The 14865-nt window shown below is 60.8% G+C and carries 17 protein-coding genes and 2 pseudogenes; 14 read left to right on the top strand and 5 right to left on the bottom strand.

Going from position 1 to position 14865, the window contains the following annotated elements; translation table 11 throughout:
• From AC13D8_RS00785 to AC13D8_RS00775, 3 genes are all read left to right on the top strand, one after another.
• A partial coding sequence (locus AC13D8_RS00785; RefSeq protein ID WP_482967210.1) for a Mu transposase C-terminal domain-containing protein occupies positions 1 to 829 on the top strand: 829 nt, incomplete at its 5' end.
• Complete coding sequence (locus tag AC13D8_RS00780; protein ID WP_245770681.1) at positions 789 to 1712, top strand: TniB family NTP-binding protein; 924 nt, start codon at positions 789 to 791, stop codon at positions 1710 to 1712. The genes AC13D8_RS00785 and AC13D8_RS00780, both read left to right, overlap by 41 nt.
• Positions 1709 to 2500, top strand: a complete 792-nt coding sequence (locus AC13D8_RS00775; protein ID WP_037239953.1) for a TniQ family protein — start codon at positions 1709 to 1711, stop codon at positions 2498 to 2500. Before AC13D8_RS00780 ends, AC13D8_RS00775 begins: the two co-directional genes overlap by 4 nt.
• 56 nt (positions 2501 to 2556) lie before the next feature.
• On the opposite strand, the pseudogene AC13D8_RS00770 reads toward AC13D8_RS00775, so the two are convergent.
• Positions 2557 to 4257 (bottom strand): annotated as a pseudogene (locus AC13D8_RS00770) (Tn3 family transposase); the annotation flags it as partial.
• A 200-nt stretch (positions 4258 to 4457) separates the two neighbouring features.
• Here AC13D8_RS00770 and AC13D8_RS00765 point away from each other — a divergent pair.
• The gene (locus AC13D8_RS00765) at positions 4458 to 5408 is read left to right on the top strand and encodes an IS110 family RNA-guided transposase (RefSeq protein WP_296440953.1); all 951 of its coding nucleotides are present in this window, start codon (positions 4458 to 4460) and stop codon (positions 5406 to 5408) included.
• 6 nt (positions 5409 to 5414) lie between these two features.
• Here the strand turns inward: AC13D8_RS00765 and AC13D8_RS00760 are convergent.
• A pseudogene (locus AC13D8_RS00760) lies at positions 5415 to 6059 on the bottom strand (DUF4158 domain-containing protein); the annotation flags it as partial.
• Positions 6060 to 6184: 125 nt separating this feature from the next.
• On the opposite strand from AC13D8_RS00760, the gene AC13D8_RS00755 reads away from it, so the two are divergent.
• The gene (locus AC13D8_RS00755) at positions 6185 to 6796 is read left to right on the top strand and encodes a recombinase family protein (RefSeq protein WP_482967209.1); all 612 of its coding nucleotides are present in this window, start codon (positions 6185 to 6187) and stop codon (positions 6794 to 6796) included.
• A gap of 105 nt (positions 6797 to 6901) precedes the next feature.
• Here the strand turns inward: AC13D8_RS00755 and AC13D8_RS00750 are convergent, their stop codons facing one another.
• The 3 genes from AC13D8_RS00750 to AC13D8_RS00740 form a co-directional block, all read right to left on the bottom strand.
• A complete protein-coding gene (locus AC13D8_RS00750) occupies positions 6902 to 7126 on the bottom strand; it encodes a hypothetical protein (protein ID WP_482967208.1) in 225 nt (74 codons plus the stop codon).
• Between the two features lie 169 nt (positions 7127 to 7295).
• Positions 7296 to 7553, bottom strand: coding sequence for a helix-turn-helix domain-containing protein (locus AC13D8_RS00745; protein WP_073038001.1), 258 nt, complete (start codon positions 7551 to 7553; stop codon positions 7296 to 7298).
• Positions 7554 to 7677: 124 nt separating this feature from the next.
• Positions 7678 to 7929 (bottom strand): hypothetical protein, encoded by a 252-nt coding sequence (locus AC13D8_RS00740; protein ID WP_482967207.1) that lies wholly within the window; start codon positions 7927 to 7929, stop codon positions 7678 to 7680.
• A 210-nt stretch (positions 7930 to 8139) separates the two neighbouring features.
• Between AC13D8_RS00740 and AC13D8_RS00735 the strand changes: the two genes are divergently transcribed.
• Genes AC13D8_RS00735 through AC13D8_RS00695 form a run of 9 tightly spaced genes read left to right on the top strand, consistent with a single transcriptional unit; the run spans position 8140 to position 14864 of the window.
• Positions 8140 to 8493: a hypothetical protein gene (locus AC13D8_RS00735; RefSeq protein ID WP_037240102.1), complete on the top strand. Its 354-nt coding sequence runs from the start codon at positions 8140 to 8142 to the stop codon at positions 8491 to 8493.
• 43 nt (positions 8494 to 8536) lie between these two features.
• On the top strand, positions 8537 to 9151 hold the full coding sequence (locus AC13D8_RS00730) for a lytic transglycosylase domain-containing protein (protein WP_037240099.1): 615 nt from the start codon (positions 8537 to 8539) through the stop codon (positions 9149 to 9151).
• Complete coding sequence (locus tag AC13D8_RS00725) at positions 9148 to 9441, top strand: TrbC/VirB2 family protein (protein ID WP_009503803.1); 294 nt, start codon at positions 9148 to 9150, stop codon at positions 9439 to 9441. The genes AC13D8_RS00730 and AC13D8_RS00725 overlap by 4 nt, the downstream gene beginning before the upstream one ends.
• Complete coding sequence (locus AC13D8_RS00720) at positions 9434 to 9712, top strand: VirB3 family type IV secretion system protein (protein WP_027238604.1); 279 nt, start codon at positions 9434 to 9436, stop codon at positions 9710 to 9712. Before AC13D8_RS00725 ends, AC13D8_RS00720 begins: the two co-directional genes overlap by 8 nt.
• Positions 9702 to 12077, top strand: a complete 2376-nt coding sequence (locus AC13D8_RS00715; RefSeq protein WP_482967206.1) for a VirB4 family type IV secretion/conjugal transfer ATPase — start codon at positions 9702 to 9704, stop codon at positions 12075 to 12077. The genes AC13D8_RS00720 and AC13D8_RS00715 overlap by 11 nt, the downstream gene beginning before the upstream one ends.
• Complete coding sequence (locus AC13D8_RS00710) at positions 12074 to 12241, top strand: hypothetical protein (RefSeq protein ID WP_170846621.1); 168 nt, start codon at positions 12074 to 12076, stop codon at positions 12239 to 12241. Before AC13D8_RS00715 ends, AC13D8_RS00710 begins: the two co-directional genes overlap by 4 nt.
• Before the next feature lie 55 nt (positions 12242 to 12296).
• Positions 12297 to 13385 carry a lytic transglycosylase domain-containing protein gene (locus AC13D8_RS00705; RefSeq protein WP_037240365.1) on the top strand — a complete coding sequence of 363 codons (1089 nt, stop codon included), beginning with the start codon at positions 12297 to 12299 and terminating at the stop codon, positions 13383 to 13385.
• Entirely contained in the window at positions 13385 to 14194 is an 810-nt protein-coding gene (locus AC13D8_RS00700; protein ID WP_037240091.1) for a type IV secretion system protein, read from the top strand. Before AC13D8_RS00705 ends, AC13D8_RS00700 begins: the two co-directional genes overlap by 1 nt.
• 16 nt (positions 14195 to 14210) lie before the next feature.
• On the top strand, positions 14211 to 14864 hold the full coding sequence (locus AC13D8_RS00695; RefSeq protein ID WP_482967205.1) for a VirB8 family type IV secretion system protein: 654 nt from the start codon (positions 14211 to 14213) through the stop codon (positions 14862 to 14864).
• Position 14865: the final 1 nt, after the last annotated feature.

Genomic DNA, 14865 nt, shown 5'->3' with positions numbered 1-14865 from the left:
GCATGCCTTTCGGTCGGCATGTGCGGAATGGGGGATCGATCTGGTCTATCGGCCGCCAGGCAGTCCTCATTTCGGAGGGCACATCGAACGATTGATCGGCACGATGATGGGGGCCGTGCACCTGTTGCCTGGAACAACGCAGTCCTCGGTCGTGGCCAAGGGCGACTATGACGCCGAGGGCATGGCCACGATGACCTTAAGCGACTTCGATCGCTGGTTTGCTCTGGAAATCTGCCGCTACAACAACAGCATTCATTCAAGTCTTGGCTGTACGCCCGTCGCCAAATGGGAGGCACTCTCAGCGGAAATGATGGGCGACATCCCCTTCGAGATGGAAGCTTTTCGGGTGAGCTTCTTGCCGAGCGAACTGCGTAAGGTCAGGCGTGACGGCATCCATCTGTTCCAGATACGGTACTGGTCGGATGCTCTTGCAGGCCACATTGGGCGCGGCGATGGGAAGGTGGTCGTTCGCTACGACCCTCGCGATCTTTCGGTGATCTGGGTCGAACTGGATGGTGGCCGATACGCCGAGGCCCGGTACAGAAATCTGGAAATGCCGCCTGTGTCTCTATTTGAATATCGCGAGGCCATGAAGAAGGCACGCGCCCTCGGAAAGTCCGGGTCGAATGAACTGGTCCTCGGTGAGTTGATCCGACAGCAACGCCAGATCGAAGCTGAAAGCCGGGGACTAACCAAGGCTGAGCGCCGGTCCCGTGAAAGAAAAGGGGCATTGAAGGGCACCAACTCGGCTGTCGCGAAAACCGAAGGGCTGCGCGCGATCGATACGGGTGATACATCACGCCCATTGTTCAAGGTGGAGAGATGGTGAATTGAGGGCAAGGACAACAGAGGAAGACGGTCGGATCGCCCTCATTCAATCAGACATCTGGATCGGCTTTCCGCGGGCCGAACAGGTGTTGGACCGTTTGCAGGGTATGATCGAAGCGCCGAGGCAAACCCGTATGCCCGGGCTTCTTGTGCATGGCGCGTCCGGGATCGGCAAGACGATGATCGCCCGCAACCTGTCGCGCAGATATGCACCGGAATATGACCCAGCATCGGGAATTACGCGAACGCCGCTCTTGCTGTTACAAGCACCGCCGGCACCCGACGAACGGCGGTTCTATCTGCACATCCTGGCGTCCGTCGGGGCACCGGCCACGGCACTGAGCGCGCGCGCTCAAAATGTGGCCTCCCTCGAAGTCCGTGTTGTTGCGCTTTTGCGCGACCTTGGCCTGCGGATGATCATGATCGACGAGGTCCACAACCTCTTGGCCGGGACCCACCGCGAACAGCGCCGCTTTCTCAATGTTCTTCGGTATCTCAGCAATGAACTCGAAGTGTCACTGGTCTGCCTGGGGGTCAGCGAGGCCGTCGATGCCATCCGTGGTGATATCCAGCTTGCCAGGCGGTTGGATGAACATCACCTGCCGAACTGGCGCGACGATGCCGAGTTCTCGGACATGATCCAAACACTCATTGCGGCAATGCCCCTCGAGAAGAAATCCAATCTGAAGGTCAAGTCGCTCAAGCAGATACTTGCACTGACCGGTGGGGTGACCTCGCGCATCTTCGCCCTGATCAAGGATCTTGCCATCGACGCCATTGTCACAGGTGAGGAATGCATCACCGATGACGCAATCGCAAAATGGACCCCGGTTTGGTCGCGCCATGCGAACGCCCATCGCCGGCTCGAGAAGTCCGGGGTTTGAAACCGCGCCCGCTGCCCAAGACTGTCGCACCTCTGCCAGATGAGTTGTTGTCAGGTTGGTTGTCTCGGCTGGCTGCGGCCAACTACTGTGATGACGCGGAACTACTGGCCCATATCGAAATCGATACAACTCATGGCACGTCCTTGGACTTCAACATCGACGCGGCAGCGGCATATAAAATTTCCGACGCCGCACGAACCGATCCCGATATCGTGCAGTCTTTGACCTTTCCAATAATGACGCCATTAGAGACCCTGCTGACGGCCCGCGTCCCGTTCCAATCTTGTCAGGAATGCTCTCGGCGGGGCCTTTCGCTCAAGCATTGGAGGCGAGCCTGGGCATTCGACTGCCAGGTTTGCGGGACGAGACTTGTGCCGACGCTCGGCAAGCCCAGTGGCGAACAGATGCCCGAAAAGCTGATAAATCGTGCGCGCAACGGCGCCGCGCGGCTTGAATACGCCGCGCGATTACGCAGCTCCAAGCAACTTCGGCGCGCAATGCGCGCGGTCACCTTTGCCATGTCATTAAAGGCCTTCCGCCGGGAACCGTTGTCCGCTCTTCAGAGCCATCGACAGGAAGTGAGGCTTTTTTGCCTTGCCGCCATTGATGCAGCCCGATCTCGTCCGCTGGTCAAAGCGGCCATCTCGAACTCCCGCATCGACGACTATGCAAGGGTTGCTCTCTTGCGCGCCTTCGAGACGGAGCCACGTCTGCTTGCTGCGGTTGATCTCATTGCGCAACGGCGCGTGAGACGCATAGGCCCGGTGGCTGTCGAATCTCACAATTAAGGGCAAAAAATATCCCCGAACGCGTCGTGTCTCAGATTTAAGGGTAACGCGACAGCCGGGGCGGCCGATGGATTGAACGCATAGAGTCGCTTGGACGGCAGATCCCGGATGCGAGGGGCAAACCGGTAGCCGAGAATGGCGCATGCGGCAAAGACGTGATCGGTGAAGCCGCCCGTGTCGGTGAACTGCTCGCGGATATGGCGGCCAGCGTCATTCATGAGCAGGCCGTCGAGGATATAGGGGGCTTCGCTCGCCGTTGCAGGTATCACCTGGGTCGCGAACGCCGCATATTGGTCGGAGACGTGGCTATAGGCTTTCAGGCCCGGGGTATTGCCGTACTTCGCGTTGACCAGGTTCATGGCTTCGCCCTGCTCTGTGGCGGCGAAGAACTGGCCGTCGCTCGAAGCCGAAGTGCCCATGCCCCAGAACTGGGCCATGGGTAACGCTGCCTGCGCCTCGACCACCATGGCCAGCGCCCGGTCGTACGCTTCGCCTTCGACATGCCACCGTCCAATGCGGATCAACTCCCAGAAGGTGTGAGTGTTGGTGGCGTCCGCCATTTTGCGCAGGCCGAGATTGATCCCCTCTGCCAAGATAACGTTCATAAGCCCGATCCGGTCGGCGCAGGGGGCGCCCGTGCGTAAATGGGTGAAAGCTTCGCAGAAGCCGGTCGCAGCATCCGCTTCCAGTAAAAGATCGGTGATGCGTGTGGGCGCTATCTGCTTGTAGAGATCGAGCACCAGGTCCTCGGCGCCGTCGGGTGCGGCGGCTTCGAGCTTGTCGATATGCAGGACGCCGCTTTCGATCGACCCGCCGGGAATCGTGCCCGTGCGCGCGGCACGGCCAAGCTCGCGCAAACGGATGTCGAGGCGCGCTTGCCGGTCTGCCAGCCATTCCTCCGGCCGCAACGGCACGGCAAGACGGCCGCTTTCCGCCGCGGCCTGCGCCGGAACGAGTGCGTGTTTCAGATCAGCATAGCGCCGGGATCTGGCCAGCCAGACATCCCCGGATCGGAAGGCATCGCGCAGATGGAACAGCACCGCGATCTCCCAGAGGCGAGTGTCGCCAGCCGCCTGGGCACGAAGATGACGATGCCATTTCGAACTCGGCCGCAGGAAGCCGGTATGTGCACCATCGTTCAAACCGTTGCGTAGGACCATCACGGCTTCCAGCAGCGGCATTGCGACCGGCGCAGCCCGAAGATCAAGCAAACGCAACATCCTTGGGGTATAGCGACGGAAGCGATGATACCCGTCGAGCACATGATTGAGCGGATCGTCGGCCATGGTGGCGGTCAGCCTGGTTGCCACTGCAACAAGGGTTTTGAAGCCATCCCAACCCGAACCGCTCGCGATGACGGTTTCCAGCGGCCGGCCGTCATCCTGTGCATCGACCAGGGCACCGCCAATTTCGGCGAAGGATTTCAAGGTGTCGCGCACCGCGTCCGCTTCATCCGCGACCTTCGCCTGGCAAATGCGCTGCGAAGCACGGTAGAGCCTGCCGACGATCCGGTCATGGGTCTCGACCACGGCGTCGGCAAGCATCGCCTGCCATTCTGATGCGCACACGGCCAGAATCGCAAGCCGCCTGTCCTCCGGGAGATCACGCATGCCGTCGGCATAATACCGCTCGCCCTGCCTGCGCAGACGTGTCACCCGATGGGCAGGAACACTGGCCAGCAGATCCTCGGGAAGATCAACACGTTGCAGGTATTCCAGCCGATCGAGCAGCCGGTTGGCCGACGCAGAGTTCGAGCCAGGCTTGTCTTATGAATTGGGGGTGCTTCCAAGGTATTGGAAGCCACTGCCCGCCACGCCACTTTGGCGGGCAGTGGCGGTGGTTGGATCGAAGAAAGCTTGGTCTTCGAGGGCCGTGTTTGAGTGTGGTCAACCGCCGTCTTCACCATAGGGCCTGAACGGATACGCGTGTTTCACGCCACGCATGACAAGCATAGGACATGGCGAAGATGACTGACCATACCATCGGCATCGACATTTCCAAATCCCACCTCGATGCTTTCCGATTGGAAGACGAAGCTGCTGTCTGTTTCGAAAACTCCCCATCCGGGCTAAAGTCTCTGACGAAGTGGATTGGTACGACACCAGTGGCGCGGGTCGTTTTTGAAGCCACAGGCCCCTATCATCGTGCACTCGAGAAGGGACTTTCTGGTAAGGTCCCACTGGTGAAGGTCAACCCGCTACAGGCACGGCGTTTTGCGCAAGCCTGCGGGGCCCGCACCAAGACGGACGCGGTTGATGCCCGCAGTCTTGCCCGCATGGGGGCGGCGCTTTCCCTTGAGCCTGATGCCATTGTCTCGGAACAGCTGCTTGAACTCAAAGACTTGCAGGTTGCGCGGGCGGGCCTGGTCAAGGAGCGCACCCGCATGAAGAACCGCAGCCACGTGCAAACGAATGCGGTTCTTAAGCGCCAGTCGCGAACGCGCCTGACCCTGATTGAACGTCAGATTGCGGAGCTGGATGCTGAGATTGCCCAGCACATTGCTGATGACAAGCCCACCGCGCGCAAGCGTGAGATCCTTTGCTCCGTTCCTGGCCTTGGTCCGATTGCTGCAGCTTTGATCCTGACGTTCCTACCCGAGATCGGCGCACTGGACAGAAAGCAGGCCGGAAGCATCGCCGGCCTTGTCCCACACAGCCGTGAGTCCGGCCAGTGGAAGGGGAAGTCCTTCATCAGTGGCGGACGCAAGGCTTTGCGCGACGCGCTCTACATGCCCGCGTTGGTCGCCATGCGCTTCAACCCGTGCCTCAAGGCCAAGTACACGCAGCTACGCGACGCTGGAAAGCCGGCAAAGGTCGCGATCGTGGCAATCATGCGCAAGCTGCTGGAGACTGCCAACGCATTGGTTAAGGCCGACCGCCTCTGGTCGATCAAAGCACCTTGCGCATGACGGATACTCAAACTGCCGCAGCCACACGAAGCGGGTCACCCGATCGTCCGCCGTCTCCTCGAGCAATGCCAGTAACTGTTCCCGGATCGGCATGGACAACCGGCTGGCGATCCTCGTCTCGGTCCGCCGCTCGGCGTCGACCAGGGCCGTGGCGCAAAGCCGCTCGATCGTCGATGTCGCAGGAAGGACCGTGCGAGTTCGACGGCACTCGATCACGAAGCGACGGGCGATATCCTCGTTCGACACCGCCATCTCGGCTTCTCGGAACAGCCAATCCTTCAGCTCGCGCGCACCGCGTCCGGAGAAGGTGCGGAATCCGTAGAGCGCCCGCAACTCGGCTAGATGCTCGTGCCGTGTCTCCTCGCGAGCGGCATAGTCAACGAGATCGTCGGCATTCAAGCCGAGTTGCGCTCCGATGAACTCGACGACCTCCGCCGGAATCAGCTCGCCCGGAGCCAGCACCCGACCAGGATAGCGCAGGACGCATAATTGCAAGGCGAAGCCGAACCTGTTGTGCGGGCGGCGACGCTGCCCGATATGCCCGAGATCCTCGTCACTCAGCGTATAGTGTTTGAGCAAGTCCGCCTGCGAGGTCGGCAGGCGCAACAGCGCGTCCTTCTGCCGATCGGTTAGAGTGACGCGACGTGGCATCGATGTTCCTTTTTCAAAATTTGATGATGTTCAAGATGCTTTGTTTATGAAGCTGGTTGAGATACATTTCTAGAGACCGATGCAATCGTGGCCGGCGCGCCGCCTCAAACCAACGTTTGTGAAACATGCTGATCGGCTATGCCCGCGTCTCAAAAGCTGACGGCAGCCAGTCCCTTGACCTGCAACGGGATGCCTTGATCGCAGCGGGCGTCAAAGACGAACAGATTTACTCGGATCTGGCGTCCGGCAAGAAGGATGACCGATCCGGTCTGGAAGCTTGCCTCAAGGCATTGCGTGAGGGCGATGTTCTGGTTGTGTGGAAGCTCGACCGATTGGGCCGCAGCCTGCATCACCTGGTCAAAACTGTCAGCATGCTATCCGAGCGCGGCGTTGGCCTCAAAGTGCTCACCGGACAAGGGGCGCAAATCGACACGACAACTGCAGCAGGACGGCTTTCATTTGGTATCTTTGCGGCTCTGGCTGAATTTGAAAGCGAGTTGATCCGCGAACGCACAATGGCGGGGCTCCAAGCCGCCCGCGCCCGTGGCCGGAAAGGTGGAAGGAAATTTGCTCTGACAAAAGCACAGGTGCGAATGGCGCAGGCCGCTATGGCCAGTCGCGATACGTCGGTTTCAGAACTCTGTCAGGAACTGGGGGTCAAACCGGTCACACTCTACCGATATGTTGACCCGAACGGCAATCTGCGAGACTACGGGAAACGGGTTCTCACCGCTTAGCGTAGGATTCTGCACTCTCCGGCATCAGACCCCTTGTACGAAATCAAACCTGCAACGCAGGCACAAGCACACAATCGAGGGCCATAAAGGCCATATTCTACCATGTCAGTCGTTGCGACAGGGCATCTGCGTGAGCGACGCGAAGTCGATTTCAGCTTTATCGGCATCGCAGAGATCCGGATAAATCTTTGAGACGCGCTGTGGGCCATGCATGTCCCACCGGATTGCCAGAGCACCTGTGTTCCATCGATAAACCCAGCCAACGATGGTTTCTTCATCGGCTGCAATCAAATTGGCGATGGCGACACCTTCGACCTTATCTTCATTCACTGTTAACTAATTTCCTGCAATTGGGCTTTTCCGACCGCAGCTTCGACTTCCGAAGCGTTTGCTGCAGCGGCATGCCTGTTTTGGTTAAATTGGTTAGCTGTTCTTCCTCGCGTCACCGATACTCACACCGGGAAAAGTTAGCTCCCCTGTTCTTGACTAATGAAATTGCTTAAATCCTGTGGTCGGGCTCCGTGGCGGCTTCAACGATCGCCAGAACCTCGAACGGGTCAAAGCCGATGGCGCGGGCGAGGACGACCAGTTCGACGACGTCGACCCGGCGCTGGCCGCTTTCAATGCGCGCCACGAGGGATTGATGGCACTTGAGCTTGATCGCCAAGTCTTCCTGACCGAGTCCCGCCTTGATGCGGGCGTCGACCAATGCCTGGCAAAGTGCCACCTGTCCCGTGCTTCTGATTGTCTTTGCCACGCGTCACATACCTTTTGTGACGTCGCTAGCGGATGAAATCTGTTATCTAAAAAGTAGATATATGAGGGTGTTATCGGCGTCTGGTTTCCATGGGCTGCAAGTCTGATGCTCCCGAGGTTGCCCATCAATCCCCTACCAATTGCAGAAATCGGCCATAGTCCTCGCTGACTTCGCGCGCTTCGTCAAAGGCGCGGGCGCGTTCACTGTCGAGGCAACGGAAGTAGCTTTGGATATCCTGGATGTAATTTTCGAAATCGCCACGGATGATGTCTGCATAGTCCCGCGCCACCTGCGAATCGCTTGGCAGGAAAGGACGGGCCGGGGCGAAGCAGGATTCCGCCAAAACCTGCCCGGGAACGCAGATCAGAAGGGCCATAGCTTGCAATGGGAGCAGGCATGTCAACCTTGGGTTTCTCAAACCTGTTATCTCCTTGATCGCGGACACTGGCCGTGACTAGTGTTTGGGTAACCAAACTACAGCCAAAGCACGATATTACATCTTGCGGTTGATAATATACTATCGTAACTCTGGGCTTCAAGTGGGAATGCCTAGGGTCGCGCCATTGGAGAAAGCGTGAGCCGGGCCATGAACTGGGACATCGAAGCACCAAATGTGGTTACGGAAGCCAGGTTCCGCGAGCTCGTGGAAAGCGGCTATAGCGCAGAAATCCTGTGCCAGGAGTCGGCACATAAGAAAGGCCCCAGCTATTACGGGGTCTGGATCATGCGCGTTGTCTCTGATGACGGGGTGGAAAAGCTCCTCGTCACCGCCCGCACGCGGACGACCTACAACGATATCAAGATCCGCGAGTTCAAGACGATCTCCGGCGTGGTGTCTTTCTTCATTGGCCTTGGTTTTGCGCATGTCGACCTGCCGCTTGAAGCGGGAACAAGCCGGAGCCACAAACTCGCCCCATCAGACAAGGACGCTGGCAGCTAACCTCGTCTGCCTCTGGCTGGTCGCAGCACCTGCCTCAGCGCAAATGGTCCTGGTCATGGAGAGCGACGGCTCCCTGATCCCGTCCCGCTCCCAAAGCAGCTTTGCTCGAAACTACAATGACGGGATTGGTCAGGGTTCGGCCTCCGATGGGATCGCGATCTTCGGCGAGGTAGAGGCCGAGCAAGAGGGCGTCCAAGTCGCGGCCCTTGCCCGCCCGACTCCCCTGCCCCGCGCCGATGTCCTCTCCGGGATTCAGACCACGGCCTTGCGCTATGCCGACCATCCCGGCCTGCGTCGCGCGGGGCTTTCCGTGACGGATTGGCTGGCTCTCTATCGGGCGAATATCGAGGTTGAGAGCGCCTATCGGCAGGATGCGATCTCACATGCGGGCGCCATTGGCCTTGGTCAGCTGATGCCAGCGACGGCGCGTGATCTGGGCGTCGACCCGCGTGATCCGCTGCAGAACCTCGACGGCTCCGCCCGCTACCTCGCGATGATGCTGGAGACGTTCGGCGATCCGCATCTGGCGCTGGCGGCCTACAACGCGGGGCCGGACGCCGTGCGCCAACACGGTGGCATTCCCCCTTACCGAGAAACCCAGAACCACGTGGCCCGCGTCATGGCCGTCGTGGCCCGATTGGAAGGATCAAATTCATGAAACAGATTTCAAACCTCTTTGTCGCCTCGCTGGCGCTATTCCTGCTGATTGCCGAACCCGCCCTCGCCCAGAGCATTGATCTCTCCCCGATCCAGAGCCTGTTACAGGGCATCGTCGATGCGCTGACCGGCCCACTTGGCGTTGTCATCGCGACGCTTGCCGTTCTCGGGGTCTTTCTCAGCTGGTTCTTCAACATCATCGATCTGCGCCAGGCGCTTTGGGTGCTTGTCGGCATCGCCGGTGTTGCGGCAGCCCCCACGATTGTTGCGGCGGTCTTTGCCGGTGGCTGAACGCTCGCCCCTCTTTCTTGGGCTCGTGCGCCCGCCGAAGCTTCTGGGCCTGCCCATCATGTATGCGATGGTCTGGCTCTTTGGCTCGGTGCTCCTGTTCGTCTGGGTCCAGCACATCGCGGTGCTGGGCGTGGCCACCCTTCTTTATCCGGTGCTATGGAAGGCCGCAGATTGGGACCCGCGTTTCATCGACGTGATGATGACGGCCCTGCAGGAGACACCGCCCACGCGCAACAGGTCCATCCATGGCGGGGACAGCTATGCCCCGTGATGACGCCCCTGATGCAGCGATCGATCCCCGCACGATGACGCCGGAGTGGTATGCGCGCGAGACCCGCCTCGCGCATATGCTGCCCTATGTGAGCCTCGTCGACGACCAGACCGTGCGGACCCGGGTGAACGAACTCTTCCGCTGCATCCGGCTCGAGGGGATCAACAGCTACACGACGGACGATGCCTATCTCGACAAGGTGACGGCGCTTTTTGCCCGCATCGTCGCGCAGCTCGGGCCGGAATTCAGCTATTACGTCCACAAGGTCTCCAAGGCCATCAAACCTGATCTCGACCCTATCCGTGAGGACAGCTTCGCAGGCGAGGTTGACCGGCGCTGGCGCGCGAAACTCGAGACCAGCGGGCTCCGCGACAAAACACTGACGCTCACCGTCATTCACCGCCCGCCTCCGAAAAGTCTCCTGCCGTTCCTGAGCCGCAGCGCGCCGGACCGACTGAAGGAGGAGACCCGCAAACGCCTGCAGCGCCTCGGTGAGGCCGTGAACGTCTTCCTCTCGGGGCTCACCGAGCTCAAGCCGCGCCTGCTGTCAGCCGGATCGGGAGAGTTGGTGGGATTTTTGGGCGCGCTCAACACCGGAACAGAACTGCCGCTCTACCCAGCGAACACCTACGGCTTTTTGTCCTTCAACGTCGCCAATACCCGCGTGACGTTTCACGGCGACCATTTCGAGCTTTCCGAGGGCGTCGTGGGCCACCGCTACGGCAAGAGCTTCACCATCGGAGAATACTCGGAAGGCACCTCCTGCACCATGTTCGACATGCTGAACCTGCCGGTCGACATGATCGTGACGCACTCCTTCACGCCGATCAATTCGAACCTCATGGCGGGCCGCATCAAGCGGCAAAAGCGCCAGATGCAGGCCAGCCAGGATGCGGCCCTCTCCCTCCTGGAAGCCCTTGATATCGCCGCCGATGATCTCGAGGCCAAGCGCCAGAGCTTCGGCGAACACCACATGGTCGTGACGCTCTTTTGCGACACGCTCGAAGAGCTGCAAACGATCAGCGCCGAGATCGTGAACGCCGCCGCGACCGAAGGCGTGAAGATGATTGGCGAGCGGGTCGCGGCCAAGGCGCATTACCTCAGCCAGCACCCCGGCAACCAGCCAAAGCGCGTCCGCGCCAGCGCCGTCACCAATCGCAACTTCGCGGATTTTGCGGCCTTCCACCGGACACAGCTCGGCAAACCCGCCGCGAAAACCCCATGGGGCCGGGTCGTCACTTATTTGCCCACACCGGAGCAGAGCGCCTATCGGTTTTCCTATCACGAGCAAGGCTCGCCCGACAAAGAACCGACCAGCGGCCATACCCTGATCATGGGGCGGCCCGGGTCCGGCAAATCGGTGCTCTCGGCCTTTCTGATGACCCAAGCCCGTCGCGCAGGGGCGCGGATCTTCGTCTTCGATTACCGTCTTGGTATGGAGATGGCGGTCCGCGCCAATGGCGGGCGCTACGCCTCCCTGAACGCAGGCCAGCCCACGGGGCTCAACCCGCTCTGGACCGAGACCGATGCGCGGGGCACCGCCTGGCTCTCGGATTGGCTCACATCCCTGCTCTACCGCGCCGACAAGCCCCTGACGCCCGCACAGACCAACCGCATCCAGGAAGTCGTGCGCCAGAATGCCCAGGCCACCAACCCGGCCCTGCGGAACTGGCGGGATTTCGCATCGCTTTTTGTGTCTACGGATGACGGCGGCGATCTGCACCAGCGCCTGCTCGAGTGGTCTGAGGACGGCCGCTACGGCTGGATCTTCGGGCAGAGCCTCGAGGACACGTTCTCGCTCAAGGGCGATGTCGTGGGCTTCGATCTGACCGGCATTCTCGACAGCGAGGCCGACAAGGAACGGATGGCGGTCCTGTCCTATCTCTTCCGCCGGGTCGAGCGCGAGATCGAGGACCGCCGCCCCACCATCATCGTGATCGACGAGGCCTGGAAGGCGCTCGACAACGCATATTTCGCCGAACGGTTGTCGAACTGGCTCGTGACTGCGCGCAAGCAGAACACCGTCGCGGTGATGATGACGCAATATGCAAGCCAGCTTGAGCGCACCCGGACCGGCAAGACCATAGTCGAAGCCGTTCCGACGCAGATCCTGCTGCCCAATATCCGCGCGCAGCCTGCGGACTACGCCATGCTGAACCTCACGGAGAAGGAGCTCGACGTCCTTCTCAACACGGGCAGCAACAGCCGCCTCGCACTGATCCGCGACGATCAGGGCTCAATCGTCGTCGATGCCGATCTGAGCGCCCTTGGGCCCAATCTCACGATCCTTGGCGGCATGGAAAAGGGCGAGGCGCTCGTCGGCGCCGACTACCGCGACCGCCCGGACTTCTGGAGGCTTTCATGATCCGTATTCTTATCGCTTTGGCTGCACTCGGCGCGCTGGCCTCCTGCACCCAGTACCGGGAGCCGCAGGCGAACTGCTTCACATTTCTTGCGTCCACGGCACCCGTTGCGCCTGATTGTGACTTCACGCCCCTTGGCACCCCGGAGGGCGACATTGAAGTCTAAACTGCCTCATATCCTGGCACTTTGCCTGCTGCCCGGTCTCGCCTTGTCTCAAGGCGTGCCGACCAATGACAGTGGGCTGACCGCGCGTGACATCGTCGAGACTGGCGACCGCGAGGCAGACTTGGCTGTTCAGGCGGACAAGCTTGCCGTGCGCGAACTCATCGCCGAGATCGAACGGGAGCAGCTGGAAACCCTCCGACGCATCCTCGATGCCCAGACCAGCTTCGGCGGTCAGGGCTTGCCGGCTATGGTCTCGGGGCTGGAAAGCGGCAGCGGCGATCCCGACCGCACCGTGGAAGCCGTCTATGGCACGGGCGAGATCGACCCCAATCCCGGCGGTGCACAGATGTTCGGGGATGCTGCGGAAAACATCGAGCAGCTCATCATCCGCGTTGCCCAGGAGACCAGCGGCTTTGCGGGTGTTGGACGCGCAGGGCTCTCCCCCGTCCAATGGCGCGCGCTGCTGCAAGCGCTGATCTGGCAGGAAAGCCGTTTCACCATCGGTGCACGCTCTCCCGTCGGCGCCTATGGTCTCACCCAGATCATGCCGGGCACGGCCAGCGATCTCGGCATCAACCCGGAATACTATGACAACCCCTACCTGCAGGTACATGGCGGCGCGCGCTATCTCGCGACCCAGCTCAACACATTCGATGGCAACATCATCAACGCCCTCGCGGCCTATAACGCCGGACCCGGCCGGGTCTTCGAGTATGGCGGGGTCCCACCCTTCCGCGAGACCCAGCACTACGTCCAGGTTATCCCGGAGCGCTACAATCTCTATCTGAGCCGTATCGGCGGGATCGATGCGCTTGGCACGATCGATCCGGCGCTTCTCGCCAATGCCAACCTCTCGCTCACGGGTCATGGGGCGGCCTTTTATGGCAGCAACTCACCAGCCACGATCAGGCAAGCCGCTTTGCGTATTGCGGATATCGTCGAACGGATTTCCGAGACTGAAGACGTGCAGGAAAGCATCGCACTCAACACCTATGCCCGCGCCGAACTCGTGCGCCTCGTCGCTGCACGCATCCGGCTTCAGGCGGCACGCACCCGCGTCCTTTCTGCCGAGGAGCTGGCCCAGGCCAGCGCCCGCATGGCCGAAGGCGCGTTCATGGATTTTACGATCAGGGAGATTGAATGATGGGACATCTGCTCTTGAGGACAGCTTTGGCCACGACACTTGGGATCGGTCTGCATCTTGGCGCCCTATCCCCTGCCCTCGCGCAAGGCGTGCCCGTCGTCGACACCCAGAACATCGCGCAAAACATCCAGCAGCTGCGGCAGATGATCGAGGACGAGATTCTGCAAAACGAGCAGCTGACGCAGCTCCGCGAACAGCTCGGCCTTCTCACGGACCAACTCGCGGAGCTGCAAAGAACCTACGAGGCCCTCACCCGCCTCGCCGAGCTGCCAGAAATCATTCGCACCGAGATGGAAGACGAACTCAATGGCCTGCTCGACCAGGAGTTCGGGGACATCCTCGCCACGATTGAGGCGATCAAGACTGGGGATTTCTCCGGCCTGTCCGGTTCTGGCGCAGGCGAGATCGAAACCCAGATGGACCGGGTGCTGGCCGACCTCGGCTTTGACGAGGACACCCTCTCGGAAATGGCCACGAGCGGCAATCCCGGGGCCAACCGCGTGGCGACGCAGGCCACCACCGGTGCCCTTGTCTCGGCGGCGGCCCAGAACAGCTATGAGGATGCCGGCCAGGCGCTCGAGCGGGTCGACCGCCTTGTTGGGCTGATCGATGACATGGACGAACTCAAGGAAAGCATCGATCTCAACACGCGTGTCACGGCGGAACTGGCGATCGCGCTTGTCGCGATGTGGCAGCTCGAAGCGGTGCAGACCGTGGGCGATGGCACGGGCGGCGTGATCGATGCCGCCACCATCGCCGAGGAGCAGCGCTTCATGGATTTCACGCTGCCCGAGCTGCGGGCCGAGTGAGTGCGGGGTGTGACGCGTGGCGAGTGAACAAGAGATCATCGAGGAAGAGCTGGTCTACGGTGCCCTGCGCCGTGAACGGCTTTGGCAGCGTCTTGGCCTGATAGGCCTTGTCTTCGGCATCATCGGCTGTCTGAGTGCCGCGGCTGTCTCGATCCTCGATGTCGATCCGCCCCCCGTCGTTGTCCCCTATGATCCCGCCACCGGCTTTGCACTCCCCGAGGCCTCGGTGGGCGCTTCCTCGGTGACCGCCAACCAGGCGATCATCGAGGCGGAGGTCTTCCGCTATGTGACCGACCGGGAGATCTACAATCAGCTCGATAACGATCTACGCATCCGCAGCGTCCTGCGCCGCTCGGACGGGGCCGCCGAGAGCAGGCTGCGCCAGATATGGAACAGCGCAAATGAAAACTATCCGCCGACCGTCTATGGCCCCAATGCCCGGCTCGACGTGGAAATCCTCAGCATCAACCGGATCGGCACCAACCGCGCCACGGTGCGCCTGCGCAAGCGTCTGACCTCCATCAACGGCACCCAAACCGGGCTCTTCACCGCAACCCTTCTCTTCGAGTTCCGCCCCGAGACCCGCCGCTCCATCGACGAGGTCTGGACCAATCCGTTTGGGTTCACCGTGCTCGAATATTCCATCCGCTCCGACAGATTGGAGAATTAGT

The sequence above is a fragment of the Roseovarius sp. B-10 genome (assembly GCF_056859295.1).
The sequence above is the reverse complement of the archived record's forward strand: the minus strand, read 5'-3'. Positions and strand labels throughout refer to the sequence as shown.